This is a genomic window from Parabacteroides sp. PM6-13, from assembly GCF_029892605.1.
Taxonomy (GTDB): Bacteria; Bacteroidota; Bacteroidia; order Bacteroidales; family Tannerellaceae; genus QVMG01.
The window spans coordinates 57,986-75,111 of record NZ_JARXWF010000002.1 but is presented as its reverse complement, the minus strand read 5'-3'; the positions used below and the strand labels follow the sequence as shown (position 1 = coordinate 75,111).

The following is a 17,126-nucleotide window of genomic DNA, read 5'->3' as shown; positions in this document are numbered from 1 at the left end:
AGGCTGTCCCCCACGGGAACAGCCTTTCGTTTTTTATGCTGTGATCTACTTGCTTACTTCTTATAAGTCTTGTAGCCATAACGTGCCAAAGAGCCCAGTTCTTCTTCGATGCGAAGCAGTTGGTTGTATTTAGCCATACGGTCAGAACGGCTCAGTGAACCGGTCTTGATCTGTCCTGAGTTGGTTGCTACGGCGATGTCAGCGATTGTTGCATCTTCAGTTTCACCTGAACGGTGAGAAGTTACTGAAGTGTAACCGTTGCGGTGAGCCATTTCGATAGCATCCAATGTTTCTGTCAATGAACCGATCTGGTTTACTTTGATCAGGATAGAGTTAGCACAACCCATTTCGATACCTTTCTGCAGGAATTCTACGTTAGTCACGAACAAGTCGTCACCAACCAACTGGCATTTGTCACCGATCTTTTCAGTCAACAGCTTCCAGCCTTCCCAGTCGTTTTCGTCCATACCGTCTTCGATAGAGTCGATCGGATATTTGCTTACCAATTCAGCCAGGTAGTCAGCCTGCTCGGCAGAAGAACGTTTCGCGCCGTTAGGACCTTCGAATTTGCTGTAATCGTAAGTATCTTTTTTGTTGAAGAACTCAGAAGAAGCACAGTCAAGAGCGATCGTTACATCCTTTCCAGGAACATAACCGGCAGCTTCGATAGCTTTCATGATAGAGTTCAATGCGTCTTCAGTTCCTTCCAATGTCGGAGCGAAACCACCTTCGTCACCTACTGCAGTGCTCAAGCCACGGTCGTGGAAGATCTTTTTCAAAGCATGGAATACTTCAGCACCCATACGCAGACCTTCGCGGAAGCAGCATGCGCCTACCGGACGGATCATGAATTCCTGGAATGCGATCGGAGCATCTGAGTGAGATCCACCGTTGATGATGTTCATCATAGGAACCGGCAATACGTATGCGTTAGTTCCACCGATGTAACGATACAGAGGAAGATCCAGGTAGTTAGCAGCAGCCTTAGCAACAGCCAAAGAAACACCTAAGATAGCGTTTGCACCCAGTTTAGATTTAGTTTTTGTGCCGTCCAGTTCGATCATCTTATAGTCGATCTCACGTTGGTTCAACGCGTTCATGCCCAACAAAGCCGGAGCAATCACTTCGTTTACATTCTTCACTGCGTTCAAAACACCTTTGCCCAGGTAACGTTTTTTGTCACCGTCGCGCAATTCGATCGCTTCGTTTTCACCCGTAGATGCTCCGGAAGGAACAGCTGCGCGGCCGAAAGCGCCGGAAGCCAAAAATACATCTACTTCTACTGTTGGATTACCACGTGAATCCAAGATTTCTCTTCCTGTAACCTTAATAATTTCCATGTCGAAAAACTTTAATAAGTTGGTTTATATATAAATATATTCATAAACATAGTGGAATACGTCCTTTCCGAACGCGCCCGCAAATTTAGCAAATAAAACAGTCATATCCGCCGCTTACGCATTATTTTTCACTGCCACCCGACGAAAACCGTTTTTGGGCAATACAAGAGGACTATGTCGTAGGGCGACGCTTATCCCGGCAAGAGGCTGTCGGGAGCCAGGTTGTTCTTTTCGATATCCTTAAAATAGAGGTAGGTGCCCACCTTTATTTCGGCACAAGCCGCTTCGTCGGCAACGATAATCCCTTTCGGGTGGAGTTGCAGGGCGGTGATGGTCCACATCTGGTTGACAGCTCCTTCGACGGCCTGCTGCAACGCGCGCGCTTTGTTATGTCCGTTCACCATGATAAGCACCTCTTTGGCATCCAATACGGTGCCGACTCCAACGGTCAGGGCTGTTTTCGGTACTTTGTTCATATCGTTATCGAAGAAGCGTGAGTTGGCAATGATCGTGTCGGTGGTCAGCGTCTTCACGCGGGTACGTGAACTCAGCGAGGAACCCGGTTCGTTGAACGCGATATGCCCGTCGGGGCCAATACCGCCAAGGAAGAGATCTACTCCGCCTACCGCTTTCATCTTGGCTTCGTAAGCCGCACATTCTTCTTCCAGGTTGGCCGCGTTACCATTTAGGATATGCACGTTCTCAGCCGGAATATCGATGTGGCTGAAGAAGTTGTTCCACATAAAAGAATGATAACTCTGCGCGTGATCCTTCGGTAGGCCGATATACTCATCCATATTGAAGGTGATCACATGTTGAAAGGAAATCACTCCCTGTTTGTTCAGTTCGATCAGGTGTTTGTATGCACCCAACGGAGAAGATCCGGTAGGTAAGCCCAGTACGAAAGGTTTCTCCGCGGTCGGATTGGCTTTCTTGATCTTTGAAGCCACATAATTGGCTGCCCAGCGTGACAGCTCGTCGTAATTCGGTTCGATAATTAGTCTCATAGTCTTTTAAAATTATGAATGATGAATGAAGAATCCTTCGATTGCTTCATTCCAATTGCTATGCGCCTTTGGCTAAGCGATCTTCGATTCATCATTCTTTATTGCTCTACGCCTTCGGCTAAGCGATTTCCGCTTCGCTCCAATTCTTCATTCTTCATTTTCTCCGCCATTTCTTTGCCTAAGGCCACGCATTTGGCCTGGTCGTCGGGAGACATGCCCTGTTTCTGTTCCACCGGTTCGCCTACGACCTCCCATTTCATCTGTTCGGCAAAGGCAGCCAGGCGTTTGACGGCAGCACCTGCCCAGGTGAAGGAGCCAAAGTAACCAAACAGACGGTTCTTTACTTCACGTACCTGTATCTTGTTCAATATCGCCTCTACCTCCGGGAAGATCTGGTTGGTGTAGGTGGGGCTCCCTATGATAATCCCTTTGTATTTGAATACATCTCGCAGGATATAGGAGGCATTGGTTTTGCTTACATCGTGGATCACGATGTTTTTCACGCCATTTTCTGCCAGGGAATGAGCTACTGTTTCCGCCATTTGCTCGGTGTGACCATACATACTGCCGAAGATGATCACAACACCCTCTTCGCCTTCATAACGGCTTAATTGGTCGTAGATCGCAATGGCTTTGTCTTTGTGTTCGCGCCATACCGGGCCATGCAAGGAGCAGATGGTCTGTACATCCAATCCGGATAGTTTTTGCAATGCCTTCTGTACCGGACTGCCGTATTTTCCCACGATATTGGCATAATACCGTTTCATCTCCTCCCAGTAGTGGTCGGTGTTCATATCCGCATCGATCACGGCTCCGTCGATCGTGCCGAAGGTGCCGAAGGCATCTGCCGAGAATAAAACCTTATCGGTCTGGTCGTAGGTCATCATCACCTCCGGCCAATGCACCATCGGCGCCATATAGAACGACAGGGAATGTCGTCCCAATTCGAGCGTGTCACCCTCTTTCACTTCGTATAGTCCGTCCGTGATGCCGTGATACCCCGCCAACATGCCGAAGGTTTTACTGTTACCCACGATCTGTACATTCGGGTATTGTTGGCGCAATAGGCGGATGCTCCCCGCATGGTCGGGTTCCATATGGTTCACAACTACATAGTCCAGTGGGCGTCCGTTGAGCACCTTTTCTATTTTTTGGAAGAAAAGATCGGCATAACATACATCGACCGTATCCATCAACACCGTTTTCTCGTCTGCTATCAGATAGGAATTATAGGAAACCCCATACGGCAAAGGCCATAAGTTTTCAAATCGGTGTTTTTGCCGGTCGTTTACACCTACGTAGAAGATGTCTTCCGTTATTTTCTTTAACATGATAATTTTTTAGTTTTTTAAGTTTTAACGTTGTTCTTTTTCTTGTTTTCTGCCCGCCATACGAAGCAAATACCAGCTAATACAAAGGGAATACTCAGTAATTGTCCCATATTGAGAAACATACCCTCTTCGAAAGCCTCCTGATTGTTTTTGAGGAATTCGATCAGGATACGCGCTCCAAAGATACAAATAAGAAAGATGCCGAAGATAAAACCCTCCTTCTTCCAGGCCTCTTTCCGGAAGTATAACCACATACAGAGCGCAAAGGTTATCAGGTAACAAATGGCCTCGTAAAGCTGTGTGGGATGGCTTGGCAGGGTGAATATCGGCTCCGCCCCCTGTTGCCAGTAGGGGATGTTTCGGATAAAACGAAACCCCCAGGGCAGATCGGTCGGATGGCCGTAGATCTCATGGTTCATCAGGTTGCCTAAACGAATCAAGGCGGCGACCAATCCGGTCGGTACCACCAGTCTATCGAAGGTCCAGAGCATACTTTTGTGGCTCACTTTGCGTGAGTAGAAATAGGTGGCAAGTATGATACCCAATGTCCCTCCATGACTGGCTAATCCCTTAAAGCCAACCAGCTTCCAGGATCCATCTATCATCTCGAAAGGCAATATAATCTCCAGCGGATGAGCCAGGTAATAAGCCGGCTCATAAAAGAGGCAATGCCCTAAGCGGGCGCCCACTAAGGTGCCCACCATTGTATAAATCAACAGAGGCTCAAGCCAGGGACGTGGGAGATCCTCCTTCTTCCACATGCGGTCGACAATCATATAACCTACTGCAAAGCCAATCAGAAAAGCCAGCGTGTACCAATGTAAACTGTACGATCCGATGGTAAGCGCGACAGGATCTACTGTCCAGGTTATAGCGTTGACCGGTAGGAGTATCATGGGGTGGATTATTTTTTAGTTTTCACTTCCGGCTCTTTCCCTTTTTTCAAGGCGCGCCACACAAAGAAGATACCCATCAGGACAAATGGAATACTCAACCATTGCCCCATGTTTAGTGTCATATTTTCTTCGAAGGTCTCCTGGTTATTTTTCAGGAATTCAATAAAGAAGCGGGAAGCAAATATGCAGATCATGAATAAGCCAAAGATCAATCCCTCCTTATGCCAGGCATTTTTCCGGAAATAGAGCCACATACAAAGGGCAAACGTCAACAAGTAACAGAGTGCCTCGTATAGTTGTGTCGGATGGCTGGGTGCAGTGAATATCGGTTCTGCCCCCTGCATCCAGGCCGGTAGGTTGTCGATAAACCGGAATCCCCAGGGCAGGTCGGTCGGATGGCCGTAGATCTCATGGTTCATCAGGTTGCCTAAACGGATCATAGCAGCGACCAGTCCGGTCGGCACCACCAGTTTGTCGAAAGCCCAGAGCATGCTTTTGTGCGACACCCTCCGGGAATAGAAATACATTGCGATAATAATACCCAATACCCCGCCATGGCTGGCCAGTCCGCCTTCCCATACCTTTAGGATCTCGATCGGGTTGGCTAAGTAATAGCCCGGCGCGTAAAACAAACAATGACCCAGGCGTGAGCCGACAATCGTTCCGACTACCGTATAGATAAGCAAGGAATCGATCCAGGGTTGCGGCAGTTTCTCGTTTTTCCACATCCGAGCCACGATCATATACCCTACAGCAAAACCTATGGCGAAAGCCAACCCATACCAGCGAATACCACGCGAGCCGATCGAGAATATCTCAGGACTGGCGGTCCAAGTGATGAACAAATTGACAATTGATAATTGGCAATTGATAAGGAAAGATGCTATCATACCCTGTTTGTTTTATGGTAAATATACTATATCGTTCTATTTATTGGCCTGTTGAACCCACTTCGGGGTTCCGCAAGAAGGTTGTTTGTACCCCGGGTTGCACCCGGGGTTATCCATGTTTTACCCCTTACGGGGTTATGACTCATCATCGCTTTATGCTCCGCTATGTAACGCTGCTTATCCATCATCAATTGTCAACTATCAATTATCAATTAAAAAAATTGGCTATACCAATTTTTTTATCAGCTCTTCCCTGTCGCCGTAAAGCATATCGATCACAGGCAGTTCGATCATCGTATAGGCACCCGGCTGTTGGCGCATGCTGGCACGTGCCACTGAAATCAGTATCTGAGCGGTCAGTGCCGGATTGTTGATCTTCATATCGAATTCGATCAACTGATTTTGTGTCTTGCCCGAAACGCCTTTGCGTGTCAGGTTCACGCCATGTCCCATATCCAACAGATTGTCGACGCAAGGCACTTCGATCACATGGGTCTCATCGTGTACGAAATAATCATCCGCTTTGATAGCTGCCGCTACGGCGTCGAAGGCATATCCCTCTTTTACTTCGATATACACCATGCGACGGTGAATGCCTGTTCCGGTCGGGATGGTCATGCTTAAGGCCGCCTTCACGCCTTCGATGGCTTTAGTGGCCACCGTATGTCCCATGCTCATACCCGGGCCGAAGTTGGTATAGGTCACCCCTTTGGGAACCATAGCTTCCAATAGGGCGCGTACCACTGAGTCGCTTCCCGGATCCCATCCGGCGGAGACGACGGCTACGGTGTTGTTTGCCTTTGCTACGGCGTCTAATGAGCGGCGCAGATCGACAATGCCACCATGTATATCATAACTATCTACAGTGTTAATGCCTTTGGCAAGTATCTCTTTCGCAAACGACTCTACGCTGCGTGTCGGAGTTGCCAATACGGCAACGTCTACCTCTTTCAGGTTATCAATATTATCGGTTACGGTATATTTCTCTAACTCTGCCGGAATATCTTCCGGATTACGACGGATCACACCTGCTACTTCAAAATCGGGAGCCGCTTCAATCGCCTCCAATACATACTTTCCGATGTTGCCATACCCTACGATGGCTGCTCTTACTTTCTTCATCTTAATGATTTTAGTTTGTCTATCAAAGGCAAAGGTACAAAAAAAATGAAAAGAGTAGGGGAGAACGCTTGCTAACCGAACAAAACGATGCGTTATTTGTTTTCCTATCGAATCGTTTTAAGTAAGGATGAAACCTTTGTTTTTCATCTAACGAAAGAAAAAGAAAGTTCGTATTAACAAGTATCCTTTGGGCTAAGTTTGTACTTTTGTAGCAGTAAGGGAATAAAAACAGAGATTGTGGATATAAAACAGCTTTTCGCAGAGATCAACCTGCTCCTTCTTCAGTCAGATAAGAAAGAGAATATGGATAAAGCGATGCAAATTATGCTCGATTATTTTGATCTCGACTGGATTTATGTTGCTTTTTTCGATGAAGAGAATGCGTTGGTGCATTGTGTTTATGAAATGATGCGTGAGAAAGAGGATGCGGGACTCACCAGTAGACCCTCCCTCTCTTTTGAGAATATGTCGTGGACCATGAAAAATATCTCTGCCGGTAATGACCTGCTTGTTAAAAACCTGGAAGATATCCCGACAGGCGAGGAGTCCGATCTGCATCTGATGCGCAGCAATGGTATGAAGTCGTTTATCGCAACTCCTTTGTTTTTCAATGATGAGGTGAAAGGCTTTATCGGTCTCAGCTCACGACGCAACCGACTCGGTCGGACACAGGAAGAATTCAAAGACCTGCCTCGTATTGCCCATATATTCTCCATTGTTCTGGAACGTTACCAGCAACGCATCAGCCTGGAGCGGAAAGAGAAAGAGCTTATGGATGCCCAGGAAGCCAACCGTTTGAAATCTGCCTTTATCAGCAATATCAGCCATGAGATCCGTACGCCCCTGAATGCGATTGTTGGTTTTTCTTCTATTATCGCCGAAACGGAGAACCTGGAAGAGCGTCTTTATTACCAGGGTATCGTAGACAAAAATAATGATATGCTCCTGCAAATCATTGCGGATATGATGGATCTCTCCAAAATGGAGTCCGGCGAATTAGATTATGAATACACAGAGGTCAACCTGAAACAGATCTGTCTGGATATCTTCCGGCAGTTTGCCAATCAGACCGCGCCGGATGTTTCGTTTCTGTTTCATATGGAACAGCATCCGGATCTTATCCTGCTGACCGATGAGAATCGGGTGAAGCAGGTGATTGCCCACTTTGTCAAAAACGCCTGTAAGTTTACTTCGGCAGGCAGTATCGTGCTCTCTTACCGGATCGTCGACAATAAGGTGCGTGTTTCCGTTTCCGATACCGGGATCGGCATAGCCCCCGAGCATCATAAAGACATTTTCAAACACTTCAAGAAATTGGATAGTTTCAGCCAGGGTATAGGGTTGGGACTTTCTATCTCGAAAAGTATTGTCGAGTCTCTCGACGGAGAGATCGGATTGAACTCGCTTTCGGGAAAAGGCTCTACCTTCTGGTTTACCCTCCCTCTCAAAGAAAAAGTAATCACTCCCCTTTATCCCCCGCAGGAAGAAAAGAGAGTGATCTCTAAATGTTCTTGAATAAATTGAGAAAACGTTAGGCTTCCGGTGGGGTGAATGGTAGGGTAAACTCAAACACAGAGCCTTCGCCTTCCACCGAGGAGGCTTTGATATCACCACCCATTTTCTCCACCAATCCTTTGCAAATAGCCAGCCCGAGCCCGATCCCCTGTTTGGCTCCTTTCAGTTGAACGAAGCGGGAGAAGATCTGTTCGATCCGCTCTTTCGGTATTCCTTTTCCGGTATCTGATACGTAGAAACGAACCTGTTCGGCTTGTACCTCGTATCCGAAACGAATGCTTCCTTTGTCGGTATGTTTGATGGCATTGGTGATTAGGTTCATCAACACCTGTGCGAGCCGGTTCTTGTCCGTATGAAGTGTTATCTCTTCGCATGGATCGAGTATGAGCATGATATTGGGAGAGGTGACCCGTAATTTCATGGTTGCATAGATCTCTCGTACGAAATCGGCCAGTTGGATATCCATATAGGAGAAGGTCACCATATTCGCTTCGATCTTGGAGATGTCCAGGATGTCATTGATCAGGTTGGCCAGTAATTCGTTGTTTGTCTTGATCAGGTTCATGTATTCTTCCCGTACACTCTCATCGGTCTCTGTGCTCAACAGATCCGAGAATCCCACGATTGCCTGGAGCGGAGAGCGGATCTCATGCGTCATATTGGCCAGGAAGGTTGACTTCAGCTGATCGGCAGTTTCTGCCTCCTCTTTGGCCCGGAGCAGAGAGGCTTCCTGCTCGACACGCTCTTGCTCGTCGATGATCAACCCGACAATCACGCGTGGGTTCTTGTTTTCATCATATTCTTGTACCTTCGCGCTCACCTCGTAGTTGCGGTATTCGCCGGCATCATTCTTTAGGCGGAAGTTTACCTTCCCCTCTTCCAGGTGGTTCTCCTTGAGATGTTCGAAAAGTGAAAAGAAATCTGTTCGGTCTTCGGGATGTTTCAGCGATGCCAAGGTGCGGCAAGTGTATTTGTTGCGTAGCAGCAATTGATTGGCTGACCCATGAAACTGGAAGCAGTTCCGGCAGTTCACCATGTCGCAACCATTGTAGAGATCGAAATGGAAACAATAGGTAGCCACCTTGCTATTCTGCAGTGCCAATTCCATCATGTGGCGGCTTTCCGATAAGCGATCAGTGAGGTGCTGGTTTTTGATCTCCGTTTCCACCTGTTCGGTGATGTTACGTGTGTAAACCAATAGGTATTTCCCTTCGATAGGCACAATCCTTATCTGATAATATTTGATCGTACCATCTTTGAAGGGCATGTCCAGATTCAATTTGAATGTCCGCTTGTGATTAAAGCAGTTCTCTGCCGTATTACGGATTCTCTCTTTTTGGCTTTCCGTCAGGTTGTAGACAGGAAATTCATCGATACGGAAATTGATTACATCCGGGGTGATATGCGAATCAGAGGCGACAGCAATGATACGCTCTACGCGCAATTCTCTATTTATCAACAGGATGGTGTCGGGTACCGCCTGGGCTACTTTTTCGGAAATATTGTATAACTCCTGCAATTGGCGCTCTTGTCGATTGACAACCTCCGTCTTGGGGGAGTCGGCCAGAATCAACGTGTAGCCCAAGATCCCTCCTTCTCTGTCGAGGGAGGGCGTGATCGACAGCGAGACCACAGACATATCATTGATCGTACTTCCGCGTCGCAAATGCTCTTTCTGCAAATCAGTCAATAGTTTTGTCTGAAACAAGTGAGAGATCATAAATTCCGACTTGTTCTTTATGCCGAATTTCGTTGATATGGCTTTATTGATAGCTATGATATCCCCTTTCTCATCGTACAAAACAACTCCTACCGGATAATAAACGAATGATTCATTCAAGAGTATATCCTTCACTTTTTCGGTTCCCATAGTAGACGATTATTAACAATTTTAACAAAGAAAGGCATAAAATAAAGACATTCGTGTAGTTTATGTGAAATAATTTTATAAATTGACACAAAAAACACCTTTTTCGTAAAAAAGTAGTTGTTGGATGGAATTCCCTTTTGGGGCTTTCCGGAGAATAACTGTCTTTTAAAACGCAACCGTTCAGCTCTTTCCCCGAAGGAGGCATGAACTATCAACCGGAAGTGTGCGTCAATGATTCCAGACCACCATCAGTTGCACCCCCTTGCCCATAAAGCGATTATCGGCAGCGGTCATGCCGGGAATGCTGAAACGCACCGGGTTCCAATAGGCCATAAGGTAGAAGGTGAGCGAATTATACTGGCGTTGCCAGTTCAGGAAGTTATAGGCTTCGTGGTTTTCCCAGTCAACATAGACCATGCCTTGCAGGTTGTCAAAAATACCGATCGGGTAGGAGAGGGACAAACCGGAGAAAGTAGCGGTATTATCGAAAGAGAAAGCCTGGCGGCTTCCATCGAAAACCACCTGTTCAAGAGTGGCGGTCAGGCCGTTTCCCCAGGGAAAGGTGTAATCGGTTCCGAGCGTGATCAATGTCTGGTTAGTCATGGCACCGGCCTCTTTCGACAGATGTGTCCAGGAGGCTTCGAGCCAAAGGCCGACAGTCAAGTTGAGTTTCGTGTCGAACCCGATGCGATGCTCCGCCACCGAGCGGTCGGAAAGAAGAGAACTATACGTGGAGCTGGCTCCAAAGTCGACCGGTCGGTAATGATACGAAACGGCCATCTCGCCTTGTGAGACCGGCCATTGAAAACGCCCTCCGGCCTCGGGCTGCTTCCTGTTCGTTGGAACAGACTCCCAACCCTTGATATCCTTATTGCCCATCAAGACCCAAAACCAAAGGTTGGCATTATTCAAAAAATAATAACGGAAGAGACCTGCCCACACCCCGTCGGTCAGTTGCAGCGGATCGCGCGGATCCATCTTATCGAACCACATCAGCGGACGAAACATCATGGCGGAGCCAAAATTGATCTTCTGCAGACCGGCACGGATCTCCAGTTGGGAGGTGGAATAGCGTGCCCAGGCACGATAGGGTTTGATATCGCCCGTCATCCGATCTTTATCGAAGCGCAACGACATATCACCAAACAGATTGGCTGAGAGCTCCACATCGAACAGGCGCTCTTCATCCAGGCGATACTGTCCGTTGAGCTGGGGCAGATAGCGTCCACCCAGCCACACATCCGAAGCATAATCAGGGGCATACAGTCCCCATTCGGAGAGTTGTCCGCTGTAACGAAACGAACTCTTCTGTGCCGACAGCAAGCAGGTCGACAACAGCCATCCGAGAAGCAACAAACACCCGCGTTTCATGGCCTATTCATAATTGGAAACACCGTACACAAAGAAGCGGGAAATATCTTCGATCATCGCACGCGTATTGGGGTAGGCGTTCAATAAACGCTCATCGGAGATCATTGATTTCAACGCGTCGAAGATCACCATCAGTAAGACAGGATTGAAATCGGAGCGCATCTCTCCCCGTTCCTGGGCGATGGTGAGTTCTTTCACCCCCATCTGTATGGAGTCGGCATAAAAGCTCTCTATAAACGATCGCATCTCTGCGTCATCCGACTGATAGATATCGCGTACAAAGTCGGCACTGATCTCCTTGGATTTGTCCAGTTTCAGGTAGATCGTTCGCTCCATCTTCTGGTTGAAAGAGAGATCCATCGCCATGGTTTCGCGAAACTCCCGCAGGTTTTCATCTGCGTAGAACCAGAGCATATTCTTGATCAGATCCATCTTATTGTCGAAATATTTGTAGAAGGTCATTTTGGAACTCCCGGCCTCCTTACAGATCTCCTCTATGGTCACACGCCGGATGCCATATTTCTGCATCATCCGCCATCCGGCACGGATGAGATCTTCTCGCTTATGAGCTCGTTTTCCAGCCATATTATAACTATTGTTTTAGTCCCGCCTTACTGAATATATAGGCAGGAATGGGTTTATTAAATTCTATGTTGGTAATGATATAGTCGGTTCCGTCCCCCTCTTTCAACACATCCTTATAGTTCATCTTCATGGGGAACCAACGTCCGTCGATCTGTCGCACATCGCTCAGGAGGATTCGCTTGAGCATCTGCCCGCTCTTGGCATACAATTCCTGCCGGAGAGGCACCAGGCGCTCCTGGTCGATCCATATCTTCTGGGCGTCGTAGGCTACGTCGTCGACCTTCGCCTTCAACGACAACACCCAGCAGGGACGCCCATCGACCTCCTCCTGGCCGGATAGTTCTGCGTTGTATGTCTCGGTCAGCTTGCGGTCGTCCATCACATCTTCATACGAGAGGTCGGAGCCCATCACCGATTGCCGCAACATATGTCCCGATATCAGGATCGTGCGGTCGGTCGAAGGCGAGTAGAGCCAGAGCTCCTTCTCGAGTTTCAACATCTTCGTGCCCTTATCCCGCGCCGGCGACAGGTATTCGGAGAACGACTTCACCGTCCCTTCCGTATAGCTTTTAGAGGTCATCGTGCGGTTATTGCGTTTCCCATGCACCACCATCGTCGACTCCACCACCCGCGAATCCGCCGACAGGTTCTTATCTACAGCATCCAGGATTTGGGTGGGGGACTGGGGGAATGCCTGAACTGTGATTACGCTGAGGACAAACAAAATCGTCTTGAACCGGGATTTCGCTGATTTATGGATTTTCCGGATGAGATTGGGCTGATTTGATTGATTTATCAGATTGTTTATTCTTTTCATGGCTCGATTATTTTAGATATTTGTTTATAATTCGTTTGAACTGCAAAGAAGGGGCTCCAAAGTTTATGAGTAGTCCCAATTTAATATTATAAGCTTCCAAATAATTTTTCGCCTGCGCCAGGTGTACCGCCTCCAATGCTGTTATAGCTTTTAATTCAACCATAATTTCATTTTCAATAAAGAAGTCTACTCTTCTTGTGCCTATATTATGTTCTTTGTAGAACAGATGCATTTCTTTTTCTCTTTCATATTTTACTCCCAACAGATCCAGTTCCACCGCTAAAGCGCGTTGGTAGATCACCTCCTGGAAGCCGTTTCCTAATGTCCGGTGCACCTCCATCGCAGCACCGATCACTTTCCCGGTCAATTCCGAGTTTTCATATTTTTCATCAATCATAGCCGTTTCAGTTTTTAATAATTTGTTTTTGTTTCACAATCAATCTAATAAAATCAATCAAATCCTCCCTAATCTCATCCAGGAAATCCATAAATCAGCGTAATCCCGGTTCAGACATCACGACAGTTCCCTAAACAATTCCGCCGTCTTGCGTCGATAGACGGCCATGCCGGCGAGGGCGGTACCGATCAATATGGAGATGACGCCGGGGATAAAGCCGACCCAGAACATACGGGGCCTGATCTCGGCACGGATAACGGGGTCGATCAGCATGGATATATTATCCATCATCGAACCGTAGTCGAGACCGTAAGTGCGCATATAGAGGGCTAACAAAACGCCTAAGATTGTTCCCATCACGGAGCCGGCAGCACCAATCATTAGCGACTCCAATAGCATTGTGCGGTAGATATGCCCCTGCGGCTCGCCCATTGCCAGACGGATGCCAAATTCATTGTAACGACGGATACCTCCCAGTATGCCGGTGTTCCAGAGCACGATGGAAAGGGCAAAAACAAGCATGACAACCATAATAAATGTGATGGATTTCATATAGGCAAGCATATCACCCATGCCACTCTGATCGGCGAGTTGCAGCATATAAGGGGCATACTCGTCTTCCTCCCAGGCCGGGAAGCGGGCATTGAAATCGCGTTTGATAGCTTCCGCCTCTTCCTGTTTATAGAGATCATCGGGGAGAAAGCCGAATATTTCCGTCGTGGCATTCTCCATATCCAGGAACTGACGCGCATAAGAAATATCAACAATAATAGCTCCCCGGTCGAGAGCAGCATTGCCGAAGCGAACAATACCGGCCACCGTCAGGTTGGTGAACGACATGGATCCATACATCGTGCTTCCGAAAAAGGTAAGCCTGTCGCCCGGAGATACCTCGAAACGCTCGGCGAAATCAACACTGACAAGCGCCTCTTTCCCACTGCTGATAAGCTGCCCGGCGACAAGGGCATTTTCCAGATGAAGGCGCTCGGATTCCACCTGGTTTGTCAACAGATCATAAGCCGTACCCGCCACAGGGCCTTGCGCCAGGGTCTCGCCCTCGTCATCGGGTATATCCAGTAACCCGCCAAAATAGATACGCGGGCTCCAGGACACCTGCGGATAATGAGTTCTGAGCTGATCGAATAGAGTCTCTGCCTCCAAGATGGCGAGATCGTTATTCTTTTCCAGATCGTTTTCTTCGTAGGCCTTCGTGACCACTTTCAGGTGTCCGGCATCAAAGCGGGCGGTCATATCGATCATATTCGAGAGCATCCCTCCCATAAAGCCATCCATAAAGACCACCACAAACACCCCGATCGTCACCACAATAAAGGGCATAATCGAACGGCCGCGGTCGCGCACAACCCCTTTCCATAAAAAACCGGTAATCATAGTATTTTCCCTTTAAGTGATAAGACAATGTTTTGCTTCGTAATCTTCCGAGCCGGCCAGTAGCTGATCAATGCCGACGAAAATACAATCACCAAGATGGTCCATAAGATAGCCGGGATTGTATAGATCGGATAGATCACATTCCCGATGGCAATGCCGGTCTCCTCTATCATATCCGGCATCGGCATACCCACTTTTGCCTGCCATAATAGGACAGGAATGCCCCAGATCGCTCCGACCACAATAGCCAGAAGGCTATAGGCTGTGCCTTCGAGCGTAAAAAGGGCTGCCACCCGCTTCTGCGTCATTCCCAGGGCCACATAGGTGCCGATCTCTTTCTGCCGGCGGAAGATCGACAGGGTCTGCGTATCGAACACCGCCAATAGGGCAACCGATAACAAAATCACAAACACCACCAGCATCTCTATCCGGTTGGCTGCCAGCATCTCATCCAGGTCGGCCGTCAGATAGGCCAGGCTCTTAAACACCCAGGCGGAGTCGACAGGTGCTTCCGCTCCCACCGAAAGGATAAGATAGGTCGCCTCCCCGTCCATGCCGGTCATTTGCTGTAAATCTTCTATATCAAGCCAGAGTTGTCCGTTATCGATGGCCGGCACTTTCGAATCGAACACACCCGCAATACGGATCTGCCGGGCGTCAAACGCCCCCCAGCGGTCGCGCCAGCGCACCATCACATAATCGCCCTCCTGCAATCCCGCCGAACGGGCCATGCGTTTGCCCACCAAAGCGCTGATCTCTTCCCTGCCGGCCAATCCCTGTGTGGGGAGCTTCACAGCGGTCTGCCCGGCGGGTATTCCTTTTAGCTGGATATTCATCATACGTCCTCCACCGGGATAAACCGTGCCCTGCACGACAAGCACTGGTGTCAGGTCACCTTTCGTCATACCTTCACGATACCCATTCGGAATGGGAGCATGCGCATCCGGCAAGGTGAACACATCATACCGATCGTATTCCGGCATCCAAAATTGTCCGTCGCCGGTCTCCCAGGCAATCGTTTCCTGGCGGGAATCCTGCACCCAACCATCAGTGATGCCGTTAAACCAGACAATAATCACAAAGGTAAAGGAGAGAACCGCCACATTGAGCCACGTCCGCATGCCGCCACCCAGGATATTCTTAAAAGCTGTTTTTAGTAGTAACATGGCTCATCCCTCCCCGATCGTTTCGTCTCTTACGATAGCGCCGTCCTGCAAATGGATGATGCGCCTAAGGTATTGCATCACCTTTTCATCGTGCGTGGCAAAAATAAAGGTGGTTTTCAGCTGTTCGTTCAGCTTCACCATGGTCTGAAGGATATGGTGCGAGTTGGCAGCGTCCAGATTGGCCGAAGGTTCATCGGCCAATACGATCGCCGGCTTCTTCACCATGGCGCGGGCAATGGCTACCCGCTGGCTTTCGCCTCCTGATAGTTGCGAAGGTTTTGATTTCTCCTTATCGGTAAGGCCAACCCATTCCAACGCCTCCATCACCATCGTCCGGCGTTTGGCCGTAGGTATGCCCTGTAACAATAAGGCAAACTCTACATTCTCGAACACCGTATAAACGGGTAAAAGGTTATAGCTCTGAAAGATGAATCCGATATGATTATTCCGCAACTCCGCCGCCTCGCGGGCTGCCAGCGTAGAAACAGATTTGCCCAACACACGAGCTTCCCCCCGTGTCGGGCTATCCAACGAGCCGATAATATTCAATAAAGTCGTCTTGCCCGAGCCGCTCGGGCCTACTAAACCGGTAAACTCGCCGACGTCGATCGTCAGATTCACCCTGTTTAATGCGGTAAACTCACCGTTCCCGACAGGAAACGTCTTTACCAGATCCGTTAATGAGATAATAGATTGAGGTGCCATGGTGGTGATTATTTCAAAGATTACAATAACCAATAATCACCAAATATACGAATTAAGTCGAAATATCCAAATATCGTAAACGTTAAATGGCTTTTATTCTTTCGGTTTCACAAATCCAATCGGATTTCGGGGCTTCGTAGAGAGCGACTTATTGGCCTGCAATTCCGCCAGTGTTTCATTAATAAGTTCAAGATGCCAATTTGGCATCTTGAAAGTTCTTCTTTCGTAATCTCAAACATAAAATCCTCACCTTCAAAACGTTCTATATTCCGCCTGACAGCTCGTTTCAGCTGTCCAGTCTCCGTTCCATACATTTCTGCCAAATCAAAATCGAGCATCACCCGCTGACCTCTGATTTCATATATCCGATTTTGTATTACTGCTGTTTCCATACGTTAAGTTCTGATTATACACAAATATAGATAATATCTTTATACATATCTTGGTTGTGTCCCGCTTTTGCATCATCCAGTGGGCTGGGTTCACCCCAGAGGGTAAAAAAAAGACTGTTAGTAAATGTTAAATTGTTGTTTTTTTTAGCATCATTTCAATTATCATTTTGTCAAAAACGCCCGACTATTTTTCCAAAAACGTAGGGGTATTTAAAATTAGTCCCGCGAGTAACACTTTTTAACGTATCGTATTGTAAAGCAAAAAGGCGATTTTGCTTACATTTTGCTTTTTAACATTTACTCTTCCTTTTGCCAGGGAGGGGTGAAATA

15 protein-coding genes and 1 pseudogene are annotated in these 17,126 nt (G+C 47.9%); 1 reads left to right on the top strand and 15 read right to left on the bottom strand.

The window, feature by feature from the left end:
• Positions 1-53: 53 nt before the first annotated feature.
• The 6 genes from eno to M2134_RS02245 all read right to left on the bottom strand — a co-directional run bounded on the left by eno (position 54) and on the right by M2134_RS02245 (position 6,586).
• On the bottom strand, positions 54-1,340 hold the full coding sequence (eno, locus tag M2134_RS02270; protein WP_280750341.1) for a phosphopyruvate hydratase: 1,287 nt from the start codon (positions 1,338-1,340) through the stop codon (positions 54-56).
• Between the two features lie 191 nt (positions 1,341-1,531).
• On the bottom strand, positions 1,532-2,347 hold the full coding sequence (nagB, locus tag M2134_RS02265; RefSeq protein ID WP_280750342.1) for a glucosamine-6-phosphate deaminase: 816 nt from the start codon (positions 2,345-2,347) through the stop codon (positions 1,532-1,534).
• A 98-nt stretch (positions 2,348-2,445) separates the two neighbouring features.
• Complete coding sequence (locus M2134_RS02260) at positions 2,446-3,684, bottom strand: FprA family A-type flavoprotein (RefSeq protein WP_280750404.1); 1,239 nt, start codon at positions 3,682-3,684, stop codon at positions 2,446-2,448.
• Between the two features lie 11 nt (positions 3,685-3,695).
• Complete coding sequence (lgt, locus tag M2134_RS02255; protein WP_280750343.1) at positions 3,696-4,574, bottom strand: prolipoprotein diacylglyceryl transferase; 879 nt, start codon at positions 4,572-4,574, stop codon at positions 3,696-3,698.
• Between the two features lie 8 nt (positions 4,575-4,582).
• Entirely contained in the window at positions 4,583-5,464 is an 882-nt protein-coding gene (lgt, locus tag M2134_RS02250) for a prolipoprotein diacylglyceryl transferase (protein ID WP_280750344.1), read from the bottom strand.
• A 225-nt stretch (positions 5,465-5,689) separates the two neighbouring features.
• Positions 5,690-6,586 (bottom strand): diaminopimelate dehydrogenase, encoded by an 897-nt coding sequence (locus M2134_RS02245; RefSeq protein WP_280750345.1) that lies wholly within the window; start codon positions 6,584-6,586, stop codon positions 5,690-5,692.
• 237 nt (positions 6,587-6,823) lie between these two features.
• Here M2134_RS02245 and M2134_RS02240 point away from each other — a divergent pair, with 237 nt between their 5' ends.
• Positions 6,824-8,101, top strand: coding sequence for a GAF domain-containing sensor histidine kinase (locus M2134_RS02240; RefSeq protein ID WP_280750346.1), 1,278 nt, complete (start codon positions 6,824-6,826; stop codon positions 8,099-8,101).
• A gap of 16 nt (positions 8,102-8,117) precedes the next feature.
• Here the strand turns inward: M2134_RS02240 and M2134_RS02235 are convergent, their stop codons facing one another.
• The 9 genes and pseudogenes from M2134_RS02235 to M2134_RS15760 all read right to left on the bottom strand — a co-directional run.
• A complete protein-coding gene (locus M2134_RS02235; RefSeq protein WP_280750347.1) occupies positions 8,118-9,971 on the bottom strand; it encodes a PAS domain-containing sensor histidine kinase in 1,854 nt (617 codons plus the stop codon).
• Between the two features lie 228 nt (positions 9,972-10,199).
• Positions 10,200-11,342 carry a hypothetical protein gene (locus M2134_RS02230; RefSeq protein ID WP_280750348.1) on the bottom strand — a complete coding sequence of 381 codons (1,143 nt, stop codon included), beginning with the start codon at positions 11,340-11,342 and terminating at the stop codon, positions 10,200-10,202.
• Positions 11,343-11,345: 3 nt separating this feature from the next.
• Positions 11,346-11,927, bottom strand: coding sequence for a TetR/AcrR family transcriptional regulator (locus M2134_RS02225; protein ID WP_280750349.1), 582 nt, complete (start codon positions 11,925-11,927; stop codon positions 11,346-11,348).
• A 7-nt stretch (positions 11,928-11,934) separates the two neighbouring features.
• Complete coding sequence (locus M2134_RS02220) at positions 11,935-12,744, bottom strand: outer membrane lipoprotein-sorting protein (protein ID WP_280750350.1); 810 nt, start codon at positions 12,742-12,744, stop codon at positions 11,935-11,937.
• A gap of 7 nt (positions 12,745-12,751) precedes the next feature.
• Positions 12,752-13,141: a GxxExxY protein gene (locus tag M2134_RS02215; protein ID WP_280750351.1), complete on the bottom strand. Its 390-nt coding sequence runs from the start codon at positions 13,139-13,141 to the stop codon at positions 12,752-12,754.
• Positions 13,142-13,258: 117 nt separating this feature from the next.
• A complete protein-coding gene (locus tag M2134_RS02210; protein ID WP_280750352.1) occupies positions 13,259-14,533 on the bottom strand; it encodes an FtsX-like permease family protein in 1,275 nt (424 codons plus the stop codon).
• Positions 14,530-15,699, bottom strand: coding sequence for an FtsX-like permease family protein (locus M2134_RS02205; RefSeq protein ID WP_280750353.1), 1,170 nt, complete (start codon positions 15,697-15,699; stop codon positions 14,530-14,532). The genes M2134_RS02210 and M2134_RS02205 overlap by 4 nt, the downstream gene beginning before the upstream one ends.
• Positions 15,700-15,702: 3 nt before the next feature.
• Positions 15,703-16,404, bottom strand: a complete 702-nt coding sequence (locus M2134_RS02200) for an ABC transporter ATP-binding protein (RefSeq protein ID WP_280750354.1) — start codon at positions 16,402-16,404, stop codon at positions 15,703-15,705.
• A gap of 209 nt (positions 16,405-16,613) precedes the next feature.
• Positions 16,614-16,796 (bottom strand): annotated as a pseudogene (locus M2134_RS15760) (ORF6N domain-containing protein); the annotation flags it as partial.
• Between the last annotated feature and the right edge of the window lie 330 nt (positions 16,797-17,126).

Coding starts and splice junctions, on each gene's coding strand:
- eno (WP_280750341.1), bottom strand. CDS start 1,340: ATGGAAATTATTAAGGTTACAGGAAGAGAAATCTTGGATTCACGTGGT.
- nagB (WP_280750342.1), bottom strand. CDS start 2,347: ATGAGACTAATTATCGAACCGAATTACGACGAGCTGTCACGCTGGGCA.
- lgt (WP_280750343.1), bottom strand. CDS start 4,574: ATGATACTCCTACCGGTCAACGCTATAACCTGGACAGTAGATCCTGTC.
- lgt (WP_280750344.1), bottom strand. CDS start 5,464: ATGATAGCATCTTTCCTTATCAATTGCCAATTATCAATTGTCAATTTG.
- M2134_RS02245 (WP_280750345.1), bottom strand. CDS start 6,586: ATGAAGAAAGTAAGAGCAGCCATCGTAGGGTATGGCAACATCGGAAAG.
- M2134_RS02235 (WP_280750347.1), bottom strand. CDS start 9,971: ATGGGAACCGAAAAAGTGAAGGATATACTCTTGAATGAATCATTCGTT.
- M2134_RS02230 (WP_280750348.1), bottom strand. CDS start 11,342: ATGAAACGCGGGTGTTTGTTGCTTCTCGGATGGCTGTTGTCGACCTGC.
- M2134_RS02225 (WP_280750349.1), bottom strand. CDS start 11,927: ATGGCTGGAAAACGAGCTCATAAGCGAGAAGATCTCATCCGTGCCGGA.
- M2134_RS02220 (WP_280750350.1), bottom strand. CDS start 12,744: ATGAAAAGAATAAACAATCTGATAAATCAATCAAATCAGCCCAATCTC.
- M2134_RS02215 (WP_280750351.1), bottom strand. CDS start 13,141: ATGATTGATGAAAAATATGAAAACTCGGAATTGACCGGGAAAGTGATC.
- M2134_RS02210 (WP_280750352.1), bottom strand. CDS start 14,533: ATGATTACCGGTTTTTTATGGAAAGGGGTTGTGCGCGACCGCGGCCGT.
- M2134_RS02205 (WP_280750353.1), bottom strand. CDS start 15,699: ATGTTACTACTAAAAACAGCTTTTAAGAATATCCTGGGTGGCGGCATG.
- M2134_RS02200 (WP_280750354.1), bottom strand. CDS start 16,404: ATGGCACCTCAATCTATTATCTCATTAACGGATCTGGTAAAGACGTTT.